This window comes from Streptomyces sp. NTD91 (genome assembly GCF_059510455.1).
On the sequence record NZ_JCAJZW010000042.1, the window covers coordinates 21,248 to 40,533 of the forward strand.

The following is a 19,286-nucleotide window of genomic DNA, read 5'->3' on the forward strand; positions in this document are numbered from 1 at the left end:
GATCCCATGCCCCGCTCCCGCGCTCTCAGGAACAGATTCGTCGACGCACCCGGCTCACTGGGCGAACGACTCCGCATCGCCCGCTGGGAGCGGTTCCGACGCTGCTTCCCCGGCGTCGAGAGCATGCGCGTCGTGGACCTCGGCGGGACGGCCGACATGTGGCTGCGGGCACCGGTGCGCGCCAAGCACGTCCACCTGATCAACCTGGAGGAGCACCCCGGCGAGCTGCCCGACTGGATCACCGTGGAGGTCGCCGACGTCACCGATCCGGCGGTCGCCGCCGAACTGGGCGGTACCGGCGGCTACGACCTGGTGTTCTCCAACTCGACCATCGAGCACGTGGGCGGCCCCAGCCAGCGCCAAAGGTTCGTCGCGGCCGTCGAGCAACTGGCGCCGCTGCACTGGATCCAGACGCCGTACCGCTACTTCCCCGTCGAACCGCACTTCGTGGCACCCGGCTTCCAGTTCCTGCCCCTGGCCGCGAGGGCACGCCTGGTGCGGCACTGGCCGCTCGTCCACAGCCGCCCCGACAGCCCGGAGTCGGCGATGAACGCCGTGATCAACATCGAACTGCTCACCCGCGCCGAGATGCGCTACCTGTTCCCACGATCGGCGCTGCTCAGCGAGCGGGTGCTCGGCGCGACGAAGTCGCTCATCGCCGTGCGAAGGGGTCCGGGATGCTGAACAACCTGGTCAACAGGCATGACGCGGACCGACTGCTGCGCAAGGTGCGGAAGCTGGAAGTCGACCGTGTCCTGGCCAAGCTGCGGGTGCGCGGCGGGGCGCGCGTGGTCCAGCACTGGTCCCAGGTCGACCCCTCACTCACCGAGTGGTGGGCGATACCGGCGGTGATCAGGCGGTGGAACCTGCTGATGACCGGGGACGCGGACACGTCGTTCCCCGAGTACGTCGCCGCCGAGCACTTCGCGCCGCGTACCGGTCTGCGCGGCCTTTCGCTGGGGTGCGGCACCGGCGGGAACGAGCTGCTGTGGGCGAAGACCGGCGCGTTCTCCCTTCTTGAGGGCGTGGACGTGGCACAGCAGCGGATCGACTTCGCCACCCGCGCCGCCGCCGAGAACGGTCTCGCGGACGTCCTGCGCTTCCGGGTCACCGACGTCAACCGGATGACCGCCGACGGCGAGCGCTTCGACGTGCTGCTGGGCCTCCAGTCGCTGCACCACTTCGACCACCTCGGCGAGACCCTGCCGCGCCTGGCCGGACTGATCGAGCCGGACGGGCTGTTCGTGGTCGACGAGTTCGTCGGCCCCACCCGTTTCCAGTGGACCGACGCCCAACTGGACGCCGCGAACGCCCTGCTGGCCCAGCTCCCCGAAGAACGACGCCGGCTGCCCGACGGCCGGATCAAGCGCCGCGTCGTACGGCCCAGCAGGCTGTCGATGGTCCTGGACGACCCCTCGGAGGCGGTCGACGCGGCCTGCCTGCTGCCGGGTCTGCGACGCCATTTCGAGGTCGTCGAGGAACGGCCGTACGGCGGCACGGTGCTGCACATCGCGTTCTCCGGGATCGCGCACCACTTCCGTGACCAGGAACCGGAGACGCTGACGCTGCTGGAACGATGCTTCGCGGTGGAGGACGCCGCGTTGGCGGAGGTGGGGCACGACTTCGTTGCGATGGTGTGCCGACGCCGGAGCGCGAGCTGAAGACAAGCCCCGCCGCCTCTTGGGGGGCTTCACGGGCCCGGCGTCGCGTGCAGAGCGCCTGGCCTGAGGAGAGCGGTCGCTGCCGCCCGGCTCGCCGGCCGGCCCAGCGCTGCACGGGAGGCCTCCCTCAGCAGCACGGCTGCACGGAAGGCGGCTGTGGCCAGGGGGCCGTGGCGGCGACGGTAGAGGCGGACGCGGTTGAGGGTGAGCAGGGTCCACAGGCGGGGTGACACCTGGGAGTCCCCGCCCAGGTGAACGGCCTCGGCGCTCGGCTCCAGTTGTGTGGCATGGCCCAGGTCCCGCGCCCGCAGGCAGTACTCCGTCTCCTCGGAATAGAGGAAGAAGGACTCGTCCCACGGTCCGCACGCGGCCAGGCACTGGGCCGAGATGGCCATGAGCGCGCCGGTCGCCCAGTCCGCGCGGGTGGGACGCCGATACGCGGCGGGATCGGTGACCAGCTCGCTCAGGCGTGGGAAACGGCCGGCCCGGGTGTTGCCGATGACGGCCTCGCCGAGGGCACGCAGGACGCTCGACTCGCGCCGCAGGGAGTAGTGGGGCGTGTCCCGGCCTTCCTCGTAGAGAAGGGGTACGGCGATCCCCACACCGTCCCCCAGCCGGTCGACGAGACGTTTGGCGCAGCCCTGCCGCATGCGGATGTCCGGGTTGCAGACGAGAGCGGCGCCGTACTCACCGGCCGCGCGAAGCGCCGCGTTGACACCGGCCGCGTACCCGGCGTTGCGGCCGGTCTGGACGACCGTCGCTTCGGGGGCCAGTCTCCGGAGCACCTCGACGGTGTGATCGCGGGAGGCGTTGTCGGCGACGACGAGCCGCCAGTCGAGGCCGGCCATGCCGTCGGGCAGCGCGGCGAGGAACCCGGGGAGCACCAAGGCGCTGTTCCAGGTGACGACGAGGACGGCGACGGGGCTCATCGGGACTCCGCGAGGTGGGGGAGCTGGGCTTCGGATGCCTTGTGTAGTGCGGGTTCTGCGGCGGCGGCCGCCTCTCGGCGGATGAAGCCGAGGTAGCTGCCGCCCGCGCCGAGCGTCAGGAAGAACATGCCGGCGTACATGGGAAAGCTGAGAGCGTCGAAGGTGGCGCTGATGACCAGGGCGACCAGGGCCGATGCGAGAAAGGCCTGCCCGAGTTCCCGGTCGGACTCGGTGCGGGCCAGCCGGCGGACGGCGCCGCCGGTGTGGATCCCGGTGACGAACAGGACGAGCAGCGCGACCAGCCCCACGACGCCCGTCTCGGCCAGGGTCAGCATGTACTGGTTGTCCGTGAAGAAGTACAGGTCGGGCGTGAAGGTGCCGAAACCCCGTCCGAACCAGGGGCGTTCGCTGAGGTAGGGGACGATGGCGCTGTACTTCACGGTGCGCGCCTGCGTACTGCTGTCGGAGTTGGACAGGAAGCTGGCGAAGAGGTTGGTGATGGTTCCGATCAGACCCGGAATGATCACCTTGAAGCCGGCCACCGAGCCCAGGATCAGCCCGATCGCGGCCCAGCGGCGCTGCGGCCTCCAGCGGGGCACCATCACGAGGATCACGACGAAGACGCCGATGATGGACGTCCGGGACACCGTCAGCGGCAGCGCACCCGCCATGATCGCCACCGGGGCCCAGCGGCGCAGCGCGCCGGCGTGCCGCCGTACCGGGTCGAACGCCTGGTGGACGGCGAAGGGGACCAGGATGGCCAGCATTCCCCCGAACTCCAGCGGATGAGCGGTCGTGGAGCGCGGCCGGGTGAACGAGCCGCGGTCCATCGCGCTGATCCCGGCGGTGCTCGAGTGCAGTCCGGGGATGTGGATGGAGTCGGCGATGTTGGTCGCGGCGAAGAAGTCGTAGTAGCCGATCAGGGCGACCACCGTGCCCAGGACGACGAGCCGGCGCATCAGCGTCTCCAGCCGGCTGCGCTCCTGGATGCCGGCCGAGGCCAGCACCACCAGCGCCACCCACACTGCGAGCCCGATGAGTCCGCGGTCGGCTCCGAGGACCTCCTCGTGCGAGCTGTCGCGTGTGGCGTCCGCGAGGTACGACAGCAGCACCGCGGCGGCGAGCACGCACATCGCCACGCGCGGCAGCCTGGTGCCCGGCGCCGGGAGAATGCGGCCGCCGAGCCAGGTGGCGAGATACCAGAGGAGTCCCAGCAGGGCGAAGACGTTGGCCGGGGTGCCGACGCCGCCCAGTGCGGGCAGGGTGAGGTTCGAGGGCACGAAGAAGGCCAGCGCCAGATAGCCGGTGAGGATCGTCGTGGCGTCCAGCCTCCGCACCAGCAGGCCCGTGGGCCGTTCGGGCGACCGGGCACGGTACCGCCGGGCCACGTACGGGGGCCGGGGGCGTCCCCGGCGGCGGACCACCGCGACGCCCTCGGCCAGGATGGACAGCAGGAACGCGCTGACGACGCCGACGATGACGACCGCGGCGATGTCCTGGTACCGGCTCTTCGACTGTGACACCGGTGTCTGCGGCAGCACGACCGGCGCGGTCTGCACCAGGTACACCGCGGGCACCTTGGCGGCGGCCTGCAGGGCCTTCATCTGCTCCCCGGCGTAGCTGGTGAGGGTGGTGCTCTCCCGGAGCACCTTCGCCCGGTCGGTTCCGGTGACGCTCAGGGTCAGCAGCGGACTGTCGGCGTCCGGCGCGAAACCGACCGTGTACCGGTCCGTGACACCCCGGGAGTGCAGTTCCTTCGCCGAGTCGCCGGACTGGAGCGTCCTGATGAGCACGTCGGCGGTGACGACCAGTGAACCGCCGGCGTTGGACAGGGGGTTGCCGAAGGTCGGCGCGAGGTCGGCGACGGCCCGCGAGTCGAGCAGGGTGACGGAGCTCCGCGACTCGTACGACACCGGGATGGTCCGGTAGAAGTACCCGCCGGCGAGCAGGCTGAGCAGGGTGAGGGGCACCATGAAGTACCAGCGCCTGCGCATGATCGCCCAGATGTCGGCAAGGCTCATGAGAACTCCCCCCGGCCCGGTGCCACGAGAGGGGACGTCCGGGCCGGTGTCCGGCCCAGGCTGCGTGATCCGGTGGCGGCGGACCTGCGCGCCTGCGAGGATCGGTGGCGACGGAAGGACTCCCTGTGTCGCCTCGTGATGTCGCCGAAGCGCTGCTCCGCCGCTGGTACGTGCTGGTGCTGGCACTCCTCGTGACGGCCGCCGGAGCCTACCGGGTGGTGCACCCCGCCCCGCGGTACCTCGCCTCGGCGGTGGTCGTCCTGAAACCGCCGGTGACGGGGAACCAACCGAACCAGCTGACGAACCTTCAACCGCCGCTCGCCCTCCTCTCGTACGGGGTCATCCAGCAACTGGAGTCGCCATCCGGGCACCAGGAGCTGGACGCCGCCGGTGTGCACGGGCCGTACCAGTTGGTCCCGCGCAACAGCGGAACCAGCGCGACACCGCGCTATCTGATCCCCTCGGTGCAGGTGCAGGCGCAGCGCAGTGACGCCGTGGAGGCCGACACGGCGGTCCAGCGGGTCATCGAGGTCTACTCCCGGCATGTGGCGGATCTTCAGAAGGCCCAGGGGATCGCGCCCGCTGCGCGGATCAGCGCATTCGTCCTGGTGGCGCCGAGCGCCGCCCCGGTGCAGGGGACCAAGACCCGTGCGCTGGCCGGTACGGCACTGCTGGGCGCGACCGGCGGGATCCTGGGCGCGCTCTGGTGCGACCGGTACGCGCTGCGGCGCAGGGACGGGAAGCCGGGCTCCCCTCAGGCGCGCCGCCACGGCGACGGGGTTGCCCTCGCGGGCTGAGTTCCTCGTGTGCATCAGATACCACGGCGCTTCCACGACTCCCACCACAGCCACTCCCGCCCGCGGTCGGTCACGGCCGACCACACCAGCGGCTGCAGATACGGCATCGCCCTGGGGCCGATCCGCCGTCTGAGCCGCAGCGCGCGGTACTCGGGCAGTGCCCGGTACGCGGGCAGACACTGCTCCGCGAAGGCCACGCAGTCGTCGACCGGGACGACGTCCGTCCGCCCGCGGTCGTAGGCCCGGTAGGCCCGGCGCAGCGCGTGGCGGGCGAGCCGGGTGTGGACCTGCTCGGCGAGCCGGTCGGCCCGGGGCAGCCGGTCGGCACATTTGGCGAGCACCGAGTCGAAGGCCACCAGGCGCTGGCGCAGGTCGTCCAGTTGACCACCGAAGTCCGTGGTGGACATGTTCTTGCCGTGGACGCGGTAGAAGGCCTGGTCGGCCCCGCGGATGTAGCCGACGTCGGCGTGTGCGGCGAGCCGCATCCACATCTCGATGTCGCCGGCGTGGGGCAGTTTCGGGTCGTACCCGCCGACCGTGCGCTGGAGGCTGGTGCGGACGACGACCTCCGGTGAGGTGATGCAGCCGGTGCCCTCGCGGAAGCGGCGTTCCAGCCACCACTGTCCGGGGTAGACGACCGAACCGGTGCTGCGGGTGCGGGCCTTGGGCAGCGGGCCGCTGTGCCCGAAGCGCAGGGGGCGCCCGTAGGCGAACCCTGCCTCGGGATGGGCGTCGAGGAGCGTGGCGGCCCGGACCAGCGCGCCCGGAACCAGCCGGTCGTCGGCCGAGAGGAGGGCGACGTAGTCGCCGTCGGCCCACTCCAGCAGCCCCTCGTTGTAGGTGGCGATGTGGCCCTTGTTGGTCTCGTGGACCCGGACCTCGATCCTCGGGTCGGCGGCGGCCAGTTTGTGCGCGGTCTCCGCCGAGTCGTCGGGCGAGGCGTCGTCGACGATGAGCACCCGGACGTCGACGCCGTCCTGCTCGTCCAGGACGCTGCTGACGCAGTCGGCGAGGAAATGGCCGTACTTGTAGCAGGGGATCACAACACTGACGGTGCTCATCGGTGGCGAAGCCAATCCCCGGTGCCGGCCTTCGCGTTCGGCGAAGGCCGCCACCGGTGCGCTCTGGTCGGTCAGTTCTTCTTCTTGCGGACGGTCTTGCCGGTCAGCGTCCAGCTGTGGGACTTCAGCAGGTGCCGGTGCCTGTCCCGGGCCGCGACCGTGATCGTGAACCGGGTGCCGTCCGGCAGCGGGGCGGACAGGTGGACGGACACCTCGTGGGTGGCCCGGTCGTAGGAGACGACGGCCGTGACGTGGAGTCCCTTCGCGGCCTTCGAGCCGTTCAGGACGGTCACGGTCGCCCTGACGGACGACACCGCCGCCTTGTCCGGCAGGGCCATGACGAGGGCGCTCGCCGCGTCGGCGGTGTGCGTCACCGAGGACGCGGTCACCTCCGAGGCGGTGGCCGTCGACAGGGACGCGCTCGGGTTGTCGGCGGTGAAGACGGGGCCCACCCAGTAGTTGGCGGAGCCGTAGGAACCGGTGGGGAAGGACGAGTCGGTGCCGTACTTGTAGAGCCCGTCGTGGTGGGTGGTGGTGTCGGCCGTGGCGGTGAGCGGATAGGACTGGTGGGCCGCCGCGAAGTAGCCGCCGTCGACCGCGTAGTTGCCGTTCGGCGCGTGGTAGGAGACCACGTACGGGGTGCCGACGGTGACGGCCACCGGCGTGGCGAAGGTCAGCGTCTGCCAGCCGGAGGCCGTCTCGTTGGTGAAGGTGCCGCTGGCGAGCAGCGTGCCGTCGTCGGTCCACAGGCTTCCGGTGTGGGTGCCCGTGTTGCCGGTGCCCTTGTAGAAGGTGACGCCGGTGACCCAGCCGTCCGCCGAGGACGTGAACCGGGTGCCCAGCTCCACGGAGTTGGGGTCGTCGGTCATGTCGGTGGTCGCGGGTACCGTGCCGGAGTTCCACAGGGTGCAGGGGCAGGTCACCGCGGGCGGGGTGGAGCTGGTGGTGAAGGTCCACGTCACCGGGTCCGCCATGGCGTTGCCCCACAGGTCGGTGGCCTGGACGGAGGCGGTGTACGTGCTGTTCAGGTCCAGCTCCGTCGACGGCGTGAAGGTCGCCTTGTTCGACACCGGAAGCGTCGTGCTGCCCGGAACGGTGCTGCCGTCCGGGCCCTTCAGGGTGAACGTCAGGGTGTCGGCGTCGACGGCCGAGCTGAAGGTGGCCGACACCGGTGACGTGATCGACACGCCGGTCGCCCCGGACGTCGGTGAGGTCGAGGTGACGGTGGGCGGGGCCGTACTGGCCGTCGAGGTGTCGAGTACCACGTCGACCCAGTAGTTGCTGCCGGAGGACTGCGAGGAAGGGAAGGCGCTGGTGGAACCGTAGTGGTACACGCCGTTGCCGCCGTCGGTGCCGGACCTCAGGGCCGTGAGCGGGGCCAGGCCGGCGTCGCTGTCGGCGAAGTAGCCGCCGTCGTAGGAGTATCCGCCGTTGGGCGCGAAGTACGAGGCGACATAGGTGGTGTTGGCCTTCACGGGCACCGGCGAGGCGAAGTTCAGCTGCTGCCAGCCGGAGGAGGTCTCGTTGGTGAAGGTGCCCGTCGCCAGGCGGGTGCCGGAGGCGGTCCACAGGCTGCCGATGTGGGTGCCGGTGTTGGCGGGCGACTTGTAGAAGCGGACACCGGTGATCGAACCGGCGACCGTGGTACGGAACTTGACACCGAGTTCGACCGAGCCGCCGTCGCCCGCGTTGACGGTGCCGGGTACCGCGGAGGCCGGCCAGACGGTGCACGGGCAGGCCTGGGGGCCGACGGTCAACGGGACGGTGGTGACGGCACCGATGTTGACACTGTCGTCGACCGCGCGGACCTTGATCGATGCCGGGCCCGGCGTGGTCGGGGTCCAGCTGTAGCTCCAGGAGGTCAGGCCGGTGGCGGCCTTCCAGGTCGTTCCGCCGTCCGTGGACACCTCGACGCGGGCCACCACGCCGCCGCCGGAGTCGGTGGCGGTGCCCTTGACGGTGACCGGCTTCAGTGCCGGGACGGTCACCCCGGAGGCCGGGGCGGTCACGGTGACGGCCGGTCCTGCGGTGTCGGTGGAGGCGGTGGCGGCGACGAGGTTGCTCTGTCGGGTCACCGGCTGGATGCCCATGTCGGCGAGGATGTTCATCGTCGCCTGCTGCATCCGGGAGTCCTCGGTGACCACCGTGCCGGCGGGGTCGCTCGTGGGCACGTTGGTCAGGCCCCACGACCACTGCACGGTCCCCGACCCGAAGACCAGGGCCCCGGAGTCCTGGTCGCGGAACTCGACGAGGTTGTGGGTCGCCGTGCCGTTGCCGTAGACGTTGCCCCAGTCCATGCGGAGCTTGCCGTCGTTGATGTCCACGGTGGTGGACGACACGTCGATCGCCCCGGCGGGCCGGGTGCTGTTGTCGATGTCGCTGTCCCACTCGTAGCCGAGGGTGCCCGTCGGGAACGTGGCGGTCTGGCCCGCGGTGAGGCCGGCGATGGAGGTGTTGCGCCAGATCCGGTTCCTGCCGTACGAGCCGGGAACGGTGATGGCGTCGCTGCGGTAGCCGTTCACCTGGAACATCGAGCCGGTGAGGATGTTCGGCGGTTGGTAGGTCTGGCCGTACTGGGTGCTGGCCGGGTCCATCCAGGTACCGGTCCAGACGCCGCTGGGGTCGGCGATGCCGTTGTTCTGGGCCATCTTGGTCATCTTGTAGCAGACCAGGGTCCGGTCCGCCGTGTTCGTACCGTCGATGCTCGGGGCCAGCCGTGTCTTCCAGAACACCTCGTTGCCGCTGAAGAAGGCCTCCCGCACGCCGGCCTTCCGGGCCGCGAGGACGTTGGAGTACTGGCTCTGCGTCCAGTACTCGTCATGGCCGGAGGACATGTACACCTTGTGTCTCTCCAACAGGGCGGCGCCGTTCGTCGCGGACACGTCCACGCCGGACAGGTAGCTGACGTCGTAGCCGTTGCGTTCCAGCCAGGACAGCATCATGTACTCGGAGCCGTAGATGCCGTTGTCGCCACCGATGTCCAGGGGCCGGTTGTAGCTGACCTCGTAGGCGCGGCCGTCCGGTGCGGGGCCGCCGCCTCCGTACAGGTCCTGGCCGCCGTAGTCGTTGTAGGCCTGCCAGGTCTGGTCGCTGGTCTGCACGACCAGGTCGGAGGTGCTGGAGTCGTTGCGGACGACGAACGGGTACGGCATCACTCCGTCGTTGTCGTTCTGCGTCAGGTTGGCGATGTAGAGGCCGGACACGGCGTCGCTGGGCACCGTCCAGGTCGCGGTCACGGGCCAGTTGCCGCAGTCGACCAGCCCCGTGCTGCTCTTGACGCTGCAACTCGTGGCTTTGGTGGTGTAGTTGGCCGGGTAGGTGACCGCCGCCTGTGCAGCGGTCGAGATCTCGCGCGCGCCGTCACCGCCGTACCAGCCCAGCCGGTAGATCTCGATGTGGTACGCGACCGGCGACTGGACCTTGAACTGGACGGTGTCCCCGGCCTGGACGCTCTCCTTAGTCGAGAAGCCCTTGATGTCCCCGTAGGCGTTGGGAGCGAACCAGTCGGACATGGGGCTGCCCGGCTTGGAGTTCTCGCAGACGACGGGGTTCGAGCCCGCTCCGCACGGGTCGGAGGCCGCGTGGGCGGTCACGGCCTGCGGGAGCACCGCCCATACGAGTGCTGCCACGACGGCGAGGCGCAGGCCCCGGATCCGTCTGCTCCATCTGTTCATGTGTACCTCTCAGCGGTGCTGTGCAGGACCGGCCCGTGAGGCGCCGGATGAAGCGTGGAGAGCGGGGCCGGTCAGCCGGTGAGCGCGTCGGTGAGCGAGTCCACGACGTGCTGCTGCTGGTCGGGGGTGATCTGCGGGTACAGCGGCAGGGACAGGATCCGTCCGGCCGCCTTCTCGGCGTTCGGGAAGTCCCCCGGGCCGTACCCGAGACGGCGGTACGCGGGCGTGAGGTGGACCGGCGCGGGGTAGTGCACCCCCGCGCCGATGCCCTCCGCGTTGAGCTTGCCGACGACGTCGTCGCGGTCCGCACCGACGACCTGGACGACGTACAGGTGCCACACGTGGCGGTTGCCCGGCGCGGTCGACGGGAGAGTGACCCGGCTGGCCGCCGACAGCTCCGCGAGCAGTGCGTCGTAGCGGGCCGCCGCCGCGCGCCGGGCCCCGTTGCCGGCCGCGAGCCGTGCGAGCTTCGCCCGCAGGACGACGGCCTGCAGCCCGTCCAGACGGCTGTTGAAGCCGGGCACGTCGTGGCGGTACTTGGTGACGCCGCCGTGGTTGGCGATCGCGCGCACCAGGCCGGCCCGTTCCTCGTCGTCGGTCAGCACCGCGCCCGCGTCGCCATAGGCGCCCAGGTTCTTGCCCGGGTAGAAGCTGGTGGCCGCGATCCCTCCGCTGCCCGGTGTCCGGCCGTGGCGGGTGGCGCCCTGGCACTGGGCAGCGTCCTCCACGATCCTCACGTGACTGGGGAGTTGCGCGGTCAGTGCCGTGACGTCGGCCATCTGCCCGTAGAGATGGACGGGTACGACGGCTCGGGTGGCCGGACCGACCGCGTCCAGGGCGGCCTGCGGGTCGAGGAGACAGGTGTCGGGCAGGCAGTCCGCGAGAACCGGGCGGGCGCCGATCCTGGCCACCGCGCCGGCGGTGGCGATGAAGGTGTTGGCCGGCAGGACGACCTCGTCGCCGGGGCCCACCCCGCTCGCGCGCAGCGCGAGTTCGACGGCGTCGGTGCCGTTGGCGACGCCCACGCAGTGCGCGACGCCGCCGAAGTCCGCGTACTCGCGCTCGAACCGGCGGACCTCGTCGCCGCCGACGAACGCGGTGCCCGCCAGCACGCGTTCGAATCCGGCGCGTACCTCGTCGGCGACCTCCTCGTGGGCCGCCTTGAGGTCCACAAGCGGAATCTGGTTCATGTCAGCGGTCCCCCCACTGGTCGCGGCGCGAGTCCTGTACGGCTCGCGCATTCGTCGAGCGCGGGCGCGTCCGCCGCGCGCAGCCGCCGGGCCGGGCTCCCCACCCACACCTCGCCCGGCGGCACGTCATCGAGCACGCTGCTGCCCATCCCGATCAGCGACCAGGCGCCAACCGTCGTACCCTCCCGGATCAGGGCGCCGGAGCCGACGTAGGCGCCCTCCTCCAGGCGCACTCCCCCGCCCAGGCGGATGCCGGAGGCGAGCGTGGCGTAGTCCTCGACCACGTCGTCATGGGTGAGGACGACGTGCGGCATGACGGCGACATGGGCGCCCACCCGTACGGCGGCGGTCAGGGCGCAGTGCGCGAGCAGCACGGAGCCGGGCCCGATCTCGGAGCTCGCCGCCGGCACCGCCGCCGTCGGGTGGATCACGGTGGCATAGCGGTCCTCGGGCAGTCCGAGCCGACGGACCAGCCGGGCGCGCGCCGCGTAGTCCCGGGGGTTGCCCACGCAGACCACCACGTGGACGTCGGACAGTTCGTGGACCAGTTCGCTGCCGCCGAGGACGGGCACTCCGTCCACCTCGGTGCCGTGCAGGGCGGGATCGTCGTCGAGGTGTCCGAGCAGCTCGTACCCGCCCGCTTCGTCCACGGCCGCCGCGGTCTCCCGGGCGAACCCGCCCGCGCCGACGATCAGCAGCCCGCTCATCTTCCGGCCTGTTCGCGCAGTACGGCCACGACGCGGTCCTGCTGAACCTCGGTCATGGTGTGGAACAGCGGCAGGATCAGCGAGTCGCCGGTGAGCCGCTCGGTGACCGGGAGCGGAGCACAGGGACGGCCGGCGTAGGCGGGTTCGAGGTGCGCGGCCATGATGCCGCGCCGGGCGGAGACACCGGCCGCGGCGAGCGCGCCGAGCAGGTCGTCCCGGTTGACGGGGAAGTCCTCGTCCAGCAGCACCCAGTAGGACTGGAAGTTGCTCTGCCCGTGCGCGGGGTCCCGTACGGGGCTGAGGCCGGGGATGTCGTCCAGCAGCGTGGCGTAGCGGGCCGCGAGCTCGCGGCGGCGGGCGATCATCGTGTCGAGCTTGCCGAGCTGGACCAGACCGATCGCGGCCTGCACGTCCGTCATCCGGTAGTTGAAGCCGACCTCCAGGTATCTCTCCAGGACCGGCTTGTCGCTCGCGTGACGGTCCGCCGCCGAGGCGTTCATGCCGTGTTCGCGCAGCCGGCGCAGGCGGGCCGCCCACTCGGCGTCGTCGGTGGTGATCATGCCGCCCTCGCCCGTGGTGACGAGCTTGCGCGGGTGGAAGGACCAGGCGGCGAGCAGCGCGCCGTGGCCGACGGGCTTGCCGCCGACGGTCGAGCCGATGGCACAGGCCGCGTCCTCGACCAGGGGCAGGTCCCAGTCGGCGCAGGCGGCGCGCAGGGCGTGCACGTCGGCCGGTACGCCGCCCTGATGGACGGCGAGGACGGCCCTGGTGCGCGGGGTGCGGACGGTGTCCACGGTGGCGGTGGTCAGGTTGCCGGTGGCGAGGTCGACGTCCGCGAAGACGGGCTCGGCCCCGACGTACCGGACGGCATTGGCGGTGGCGACGAAGGACAGGGAGGGCACCACGACCTCGTCGCCTGGCCCGAGTCCCAGCGCGACCAGGGACAGGTGCAGGGCGGTGGTGCAGGAGCTGAGGGCGACGGCGTGCCCGGCGCCCACCCGCTCGGCGAAGGCCCGCTCGAAGGCTGCGACGCGGGGGCCCTGGGCCACCCACCCGGACAGCACGGCGTCGGAGGCGGCCTCGGCCTCCTCCTCGCCGAGCCAGGGGATCATCACCGGAACGCGGTCGGTGCTCACTTGGCCGCCTCCCGCTCCGCACGCCACCACTTCACCAGGTCCTCGAGCCCCGTACGCAGGTCGATCCGCGCCGTGAATCCGAGCCGTTCGGCGGCCTGGGTGGTGTCGGCGAGGCGCCGGGTCACCCCGTTCACCGCGCGGGCGGGCCCGTGCACCGGCTCCAGGCCCGTCGCGCCCATCGCCTCCAGCAGGCCCTCGGCGAGCTGCTTCAGCGACGTCTCGGTGCCGCTGGCGATGTTGAACACCTCGTCGGTGAGGTCCGACTCGGCCGCCAGCACATTGGCGCGGGCGATGTCCCGGACGTCGACGAAGTCCATGGTCTGCGTGCCGTCGCCGAGGATCAGCGGCGGCTCGCCCGCCTCGATGCGCTCCATCCAGCGGATGAGCACCTCGGTGTACAGCCCGTGGATGTCCATCCGGGGGCCGTAGACGTTGAAGTAGCGCAGCGCCACGTAGTCCAGGCCGTACATGGCGTGGAAGCTGCGCAGCATGCCCTCGTTGAAGGCCTTGGCCGCGCCGTAGAAGGTGTCGTTGTTGTAGGGGTGGTGCCGCTCGATCGTCGGGAAGGTCTCGGCCGTGCCGTAGACGGATGCCGAGGACGAGGCGATCACCTTGGCCACCCCGGCGTCGGCCGCCGCCTCCACGACGTTGAAGGTGCCGTCGACCAGGACCTCGTTGGCGAGCCGGGGTTCCTCCGCGCACTGGGTGATGCGGATCGCGGCGAGGTGGAACACCAGGTCGGCGCCCTCGGTGACCTTCCGCACGGTGGCGGCGTCCCGGACGTCGCCCTCGACGACCTCCACGACGCCGCTGGGCAGAGCCTGGGCGAGATTGGCCCGCCGACCGCGCACGAAGTTGTCGAGTACGACGATCTCGCGGGCGCCGCCCTCGGCCAGGAGGTCGACGAGGTTGGAGCCGATGGTGCCCGCTCCCCCGGTGACCAGGATCTTCTTACCTCGTACGCTGCTCAACTGACGTGCCCTCTCAGTGATGTGGGGTCGCTCAACGTCCGGCGCGCAGGCCCACGACCGCGCCCTTGAACTCGAGGCTGCGGGAGGCCGCTTCGAGGATGTCCAGTACGCGCAGGCCCGCCCGGCCGTCGGTGAGCGGCGCCCGGCCCGCCCTGACCGCGTCGCCGAACTCGTCGACCATGCTGCGCAGCGCTTCCTTCTCGCCGATCGCGGGCGCGATCATGTCGCCGGTGCGGTACGAGACGAGCATCTCCCGGCGCTCGTCGGCGCCGATCTCCTGCGGTGCCGCCATGTCGACGCCCCGGTCGTAGACGGCCACCCGCTGAAGGGGGTTGAGGTCGTCCCAGAGCAGGGTGCGTTTGGAGCCGCCCACCATGGTGGTGCGCACCTTGGTCGGGGAGAGCCAGTTGATGTGCACGTGGGCGATGGCGCCCGTGTTGAGCTGCAGCGTCAGATAGGCGACGCAGGCCTGTCCCGCGCCGATCGGGTCGGCCCCGTGGGCGGCGACGGCGACCGGCTCGACGCCCGCGGGGAGGATGAAGTCCAGGATCGACAGATCGTGCGGGGCGAGGTCCCACAGCACGTCGATGTCCTTCTGGACGAGACCGAGGTTGATGCGGACCGAGTCGACGAAGTGGATCTCGCCGAGTTCGCCGGAGCGGACCATCTCCCGGATACGGCCCGCCGCGGGCGTGTAGCAGTAGGTGTGGTCGCACATCAGGGTGAGCCCGCGTTCCTCCGCCTCGGCGACCAGGCGCATCCCGTCGGCGTAGGTCGCGGCGAGCGGCTTCTCCACGAGGACGTGCTTGCCGGCGCGCAGCGCGGCGAGGGCGATGTCGAGGTGGGTTCCGGCGGGCGTGGCCACGGCCACGGCGGTCACGGAGGGGTCGGCGAGGACGGCCGCGTAGTCGGCGGTGGCCTGGACCGTGGAGTAGCCGCCGAGGACCCGCCGGGCCCGGTCCACGTCGAGGTCGCACAGCCAGCGCAGCCGGAACCGCTCGCTGGCCTGGAAGTTGCGGACGAGGTTGGGACCCCAGTAGCCGGCCCCGACGACCGCGATCCCCAACGGCTCCGTGCGCTGCGTCACTTGCTTCCTCTTTCCTCGGTCCATCAGTACGCCCCCGTTCCTCGCACCACGGCGGACCCGGTGCGCAGCAGGATCGACAGGTCGAGGCCCATCGACCAGTTGTCCACGTACCCGAGATCGAGCCGGACCGCCTCGTCCCAGGGCAGGTCGGAGCGGCCGCTCACCTGCCACAGTCCGGTCAGGCCGGGCTTCACGAGCAGTCGGCGCCTGACGTCCGGCGGGTAGGCCTCCACCTCTTCGGGCAGCGGCGGTCGCGGACCGACGAGGGACATGTGGCCCCTGACGACGTTGAGGAGTTGCGGCAGTTCGTCGAGCGAGCTGCGGCGCAGGAACGAGCCGACCCGGGTGATCCGAGGATCCTTGCGCACCTTGAACAGCAGGCCGTCGCTGTTCTGGTTGAGATGCGCGAGGTCCGCCTTCAAGGCCTCCGAATCCGGCCGCATGGTGCGGAACTTCAGCATGGTGAAGTGATCGCCGTACCGGCCCACCCGCTGTTGTCTGAACAGTGCCGGTCCGGAACTGTCCAGCCGGACGATCAGGGCGATCAGCAGCATGGGCGGTGCGAGGAACAGCAGGAGTGCAGCGGCGAGCGCCCGGTCCAGCAGTTCCTTGGGCATCCGGGACAGCGGTGAGAGCTTCGGGGCCTGTATCCGCACCAGCGGCACCCCGTTGGTGGGCCGTACCGCGAGGCGGGAGGCGGACACGTCGGCGAGCACGGGAGCGAGCAGGAAGTCGACGCCCTGCGCGGCCGCCGTCCAGGACATCCGGCGCAGGACGGCGGCGTCGAACTCGGGCGCCGGCAACACCACCACGGTGCTGATGCCCAGGGCCCGGATGACGTCGTTCATGTCGTCGACGCCGCCCACCAGGGGCAGACCCAGTCTGCGGACCTCGGCCGCGTTCTGCGGATCGCTCAGGAACACTCCGGCGACGTGTAAGTCGGGGGCTCCGGCAGCGCGCCGCAGTACGGCGACCAACTCCACGATGCTGTGCGCCGGTCCGACCAGGAGGGTCGCGCTGCGGCCCCGGCCCCGGGCCCACCGCCGGTGCAGCCGGCGGCGGAGCGTGTAGCGCACGGGCAGGGCGATGGCGACGGCCGGAAACGCTGCCATGATCATGTCATGAAGGAGTCCGGAATCGTGCGTGAACAGCCAGTGCACGCACGCGGCCGGCGCCGGCAGCGCGACGGCGCCACGCAGGACGCGCACGTATTCCTCGGTTCCGAGACCGAGGGCACTGCGATCGTAGGAACGGTGGGCCAGCATGGCCAGGATCCACATCGGTGGCAGCACCAGGGCCACCGTCCAGCGGCCGTACACCCCGTGGATCACCAGGGCGGCGGCAACGGCCGTGAGGCCGTCCGCCATCAGCAGGATCGACCGGTACGTGCGTTCCCAGCGTCTTCGGCGAGCTTCTGGGCGTCTGTGTTCCACCACCAGTTGCTCATGCGTGACCTCAATGGTCATGGACCCCCCACCACATGCTCGGCCACACCCCTGACCGAGAAACCGGGCATGCGGCCATGTGGCCGCAGCCAGGGCTGAATCAGCGCCGATGTGTCTCCTCAGCACAGCGGCACCGTGAAACAAGGGTCTTCAGCGGTTCCCCAACCGCCTCATGTCCCCAGCTTGCTCGTCACTGCCCGTGTCGCATCCGGTTCACGGCGACGTCCGTTGACGTGCCGACAAGAGCGAGTCCCCCTCCCAAACCGGTCCGGCGGACCTCAATCTAGACCACTGGACGCAGTCACGGGAACAGTTGGACGAAACACGCAGCGCAACGGCGACTTCGAGGCCATACTGCCCGGGTGACGAGCATCGTGATCCCGGCCCACAACGAGGCACCCGTCATCGGCCGGCTCCTCGATTCGCTGTTGGACGGTCCCTGCGAGGACGAGACCGACATCGTCGTCGTGTGCAACGGCTGTACCGACGACACCGCGCGGATCGCGGCGGCCCGCGGCCCTCGCGTCCGGGTGATCGAGATCCCGGTCCCTTCCAAGCACGCCGCCCTGCGGGCGGGCGACGGCCACGCGCGCGGCTTCCCCCGTCTCTATGTGGACGCCGACGTCGTGATCACGGGCGCCGACGTACGGGCGCTGACCGAGCCCCTGCACGACGACGCCTCGGGCGTCCTCGCCACCGCTCCCGAACGGCACGTTCCGCTGGCCGGCTGCGTCTGGCGGGTACGGGCCTACTACCAGGTGTGGCAGCGGCTGCCCGCCGTACGCGAGGGGCTGTTCGGACGGGGCGTCATCGCGGTGTCCAGGGCCGGGCACGCCCGGATCGCCGCGCTGCCGCCGCTGATGGCGGACGATCTGGCCGCGTCCCTGGCGTTCACCCCGCGGGAGCGGCTCGTGGTCGGCTCGGCCCGGGTCGTGATCCAACCGCCGCGGACCTGGCCCGACTTGATCAAACGTCGGGTCCGGGCAGCGGTGTCCACCGCCCAGGTCGAACAGCATCAAAGCCCCAAAGAGGCTTCCGCCCGCACCCGCAGGGCGGATCTCACCGCCGTGCTCCGCGCCGAGCCGAGGCTCCTGCCCGGCATGGTGGTCTTCGTCGCCGCCGCGGTCGTCGGCCGGAGCAGGGCCCGAAAGGCCCTCCGGGCCCGGGACTTCGCCACCTGGCTGCGGGACGAGAGCAGCCGGGCGAACTGACCGCACCGCATCTGGAGCCCTGCCTTGTATCTCACCGACCGTTCCGCGCCGCCCGAGGCGGACTCCGCCCGGCGCCGAAGACGCGGCAGGACGCCGAGAGTCGCTCCGGTCGTGCTCGTACTGGGCACGGTAAGCCTGATCACGGACGTCTCCTCGGAGATGGTCACCGCCGTCCTGCCGCTCTATCTCGTCACCACCCTCGGTTTCAGCCCGCTCGGATTCGGCACCCTCGACGGCGTCTACAACGGCGTCAGTGCGCTGGTCCAGCTCACCGGCGGCCATCTCGCCGACCGGGTACGCAACCACAAGCTGCTGGCCGGGCTGGGCTACGGCCTGTCCGCTCTGTGCAAGCCGCTGCTGCTGATCGCCGCAAGCATCGGCACCCTCGGCACGGTCCTCGCTCTGGAGCGGACCGGGAAGGGGCTGCGGACCGCTCCGCGCGACGCGATGATCTCCCTGTCCACGGCGGCGGACAGCCAGGGCCGGGCCTTCGGCGTGCACCGGGCGATGGACACCACCGGCGCGATGCTCGGCCCGCTGTCCGCCTTCCTCATCCTTCGCGCGGCGACGGACGGTTACGACGCCGTGTTCGGTGTGAGCGCGTGCGTCGCCGCGCTCGGCGTGCTGGTACTCGTGCTGTTCGTGCCGGGCAGGCGGGACGGCACGGGGACGGGCGAGGCCGGTGCGGATGCCGACACCGGTGCCGAAGACCACGCTGTGAGCGGCGGGGCCGGCGTGCACGGCCACGTCGGTGTGCGGTCCGAAGCGTTGGTGAGCGGCGGTGGCAAGCCGCCCGTCCGCGTGCGCGAGGCGCTGGAGTTGCTGCGGCTGCCCCGTCTGCGGGCGCTCGCAGGCTGCGCCGCACTGCTCGGCCTGACCACCGTCAGCGACGCCTTCGTCTACCTGCTGCTCCAGCGTCGGACGGGGGTCGGCGAGCAGTGGTTCACGCTGCTGCCGCTGGGCACGGCGGTCGTGTTCCTGCTGCTGGCGGTGCCGGTCGGCGCGCTGGCGGACCGGGTCGGGCGGCGCACCGTGTTCCTCGCCGGGCACGCCGGGCTGCTCACCGCCTACGGCCTGCTGCTGTGGGCACCGCCCACACCGGTCGTCGCGCCGGTCGTCCTCGCGCTGCACGGCACGTTCTACGCGGCCACCGACGGTGTGCTTCCCGCCACTCTCGCCGGCGTCGTCCCCGAGCAGCTGCGCGCCACCGGCCTCGCCGTCGTCGGCACCAGCCAGGCGCTGGCGCGATTCTGCTGCTCGCTGGCCTTCGGCGCCGCATGGACGGTCTGGGGAGACGGCCCGGCGCTGGCCGGAGCGGCGATCGGACTGCTGTGCTGCGCCGCCGTGGCGGGCATGGTGCTGCGGCCGATCGGCAGGACCTCATGACCACTACAGC

General features: G+C 71.1%; 15 protein-coding genes. 5 read left to right on the forward strand and 10 right to left on the reverse strand.

Going from position 1 to position 19,286, the window contains the following annotated elements; genetic code table 11:
* The first annotated feature begins 6 nt into the window (after positions 1-6).
* Together AC5WRT_RS31185 and AC5WRT_RS31190 are read left to right on the forward strand one after the other, a co-directional pair.
* Positions 7-684 carry a class I SAM-dependent methyltransferase gene (locus AC5WRT_RS31185; protein WP_496097464.1) on the forward strand — a complete coding sequence of 226 codons (678 nt, stop codon included), beginning with the start codon at positions 7-9 and terminating at the stop codon, positions 682-684.
* On the forward strand, positions 678-1,661 hold the full coding sequence (locus AC5WRT_RS31190; RefSeq protein WP_496097465.1) for an SAM-dependent methyltransferase: 984 nt from the start codon (positions 678-680) through the stop codon (positions 1,659-1,661). The genes AC5WRT_RS31185 and AC5WRT_RS31190 overlap by 7 nt, the downstream gene beginning before the upstream one ends.
* A gap of 29 nt (positions 1,662-1,690) precedes the next feature.
* Here AC5WRT_RS31190 and AC5WRT_RS31195 read toward each other — a convergent pair whose 3' ends face one another.
* Positions 1,691-2,590 carry a glycosyltransferase family 2 protein gene (locus AC5WRT_RS31195; protein WP_496097466.1) on the reverse strand — a complete coding sequence of 300 codons (900 nt, stop codon included), beginning with the start codon at positions 2,588-2,590 and terminating at the stop codon, positions 1,691-1,693.
* A complete protein-coding gene (locus tag AC5WRT_RS31200; protein ID WP_496100816.1) occupies positions 2,587-4,611 on the reverse strand; it encodes an O-antigen ligase family protein in 2,025 nt (674 codons plus the stop codon). Before AC5WRT_RS31200 ends, AC5WRT_RS31195 begins: the two co-directional genes overlap by 4 nt.
* Positions 4,612-4,736: 125 nt before the next feature.
* Here AC5WRT_RS31200 and AC5WRT_RS31205 point away from each other — a divergent pair, with 125 nt between their 5' ends.
* A complete protein-coding gene (locus AC5WRT_RS31205) occupies positions 4,737-5,408 on the forward strand; it encodes a YveK family protein (RefSeq protein ID WP_496100817.1) in 672 nt (223 codons plus the stop codon).
* A gap of 14 nt (positions 5,409-5,422) precedes the next feature.
* On the opposite strand, the gene AC5WRT_RS31210 is transcribed toward AC5WRT_RS31205, so the two are convergent.
* From AC5WRT_RS31210 to AC5WRT_RS31245, 8 genes are all read right to left on the reverse strand, one after another.
* Complete coding sequence (locus tag AC5WRT_RS31210) at positions 5,423-6,469, reverse strand: glycosyltransferase family 2 protein (protein ID WP_496100818.1); 1,047 nt, start codon at positions 6,467-6,469, stop codon at positions 5,423-5,425.
* A gap of 71 nt (positions 6,470-6,540) precedes the next feature.
* Complete coding sequence (locus AC5WRT_RS31215) at positions 6,541-10,143, reverse strand: DUF4082 domain-containing protein (RefSeq protein WP_496097470.1); 3,603 nt, start codon at positions 10,141-10,143, stop codon at positions 6,541-6,543.
* A gap of 71 nt (positions 10,144-10,214) precedes the next feature.
* Positions 10,215-11,333 (reverse strand): DegT/DnrJ/EryC1/StrS family aminotransferase, encoded by a 1,119-nt coding sequence (locus tag AC5WRT_RS31220; RefSeq protein ID WP_496100819.1) that lies wholly within the window; start codon positions 11,331-11,333, stop codon positions 10,215-10,217.
* Positions 11,330-12,040 carry an acetyltransferase gene (locus AC5WRT_RS31225; protein WP_496097472.1) on the reverse strand — a complete coding sequence of 237 codons (711 nt, stop codon included), beginning with the start codon at positions 12,038-12,040 and terminating at the stop codon, positions 11,330-11,332. Before AC5WRT_RS31225 ends, AC5WRT_RS31220 begins: the two co-directional genes overlap by 4 nt.
* Positions 12,037-13,176, reverse strand: a complete 1,140-nt coding sequence (locus tag AC5WRT_RS31230; RefSeq protein ID WP_496097473.1) for a DegT/DnrJ/EryC1/StrS family aminotransferase — start codon at positions 13,174-13,176, stop codon at positions 12,037-12,039. Before AC5WRT_RS31230 ends, AC5WRT_RS31225 begins: the two co-directional genes overlap by 4 nt.
* Entirely contained in the window at positions 13,173-14,147 is a 975-nt protein-coding gene (locus AC5WRT_RS31235; protein ID WP_496097474.1) for an SDR family NAD(P)-dependent oxidoreductase, read from the reverse strand. Before AC5WRT_RS31235 ends, AC5WRT_RS31230 begins: the two co-directional genes overlap by 4 nt.
* 31 nt (positions 14,148-14,178) lie before the next feature.
* Entirely contained in the window at positions 14,179-15,234 is a 1,056-nt protein-coding gene (locus tag AC5WRT_RS31240; RefSeq protein ID WP_496097475.1) for a Gfo/Idh/MocA family protein, read from the reverse strand.
* A 23-nt stretch (positions 15,235-15,257) separates the two neighbouring features.
* A complete protein-coding gene (locus tag AC5WRT_RS31245; protein ID WP_496097476.1) occupies positions 15,258-16,700 on the reverse strand; it encodes a sugar transferase in 1,443 nt (480 codons plus the stop codon).
* Positions 16,701-17,041: 341 nt separating this feature from the next.
* On the opposite strand from AC5WRT_RS31245, the gene AC5WRT_RS31250 reads away from it, so the two are divergent.
* Together AC5WRT_RS31250 and AC5WRT_RS31255 are read left to right on the forward strand one after the other, a co-directional pair.
* Positions 17,042-17,890, forward strand: coding sequence for a glycosyltransferase family 2 protein (locus AC5WRT_RS31250; protein ID WP_496097477.1), 849 nt, complete (start codon positions 17,042-17,044; stop codon positions 17,888-17,890).
* A gap of 24 nt (positions 17,891-17,914) precedes the next feature.
* Complete coding sequence (locus AC5WRT_RS31255) at positions 17,915-19,276, forward strand: MFS transporter (RefSeq protein WP_496097478.1); 1,362 nt, start codon at positions 17,915-17,917, stop codon at positions 19,274-19,276.
* The last annotated feature ends 10 nt before the right edge of the window (positions 19,277-19,286 follow it).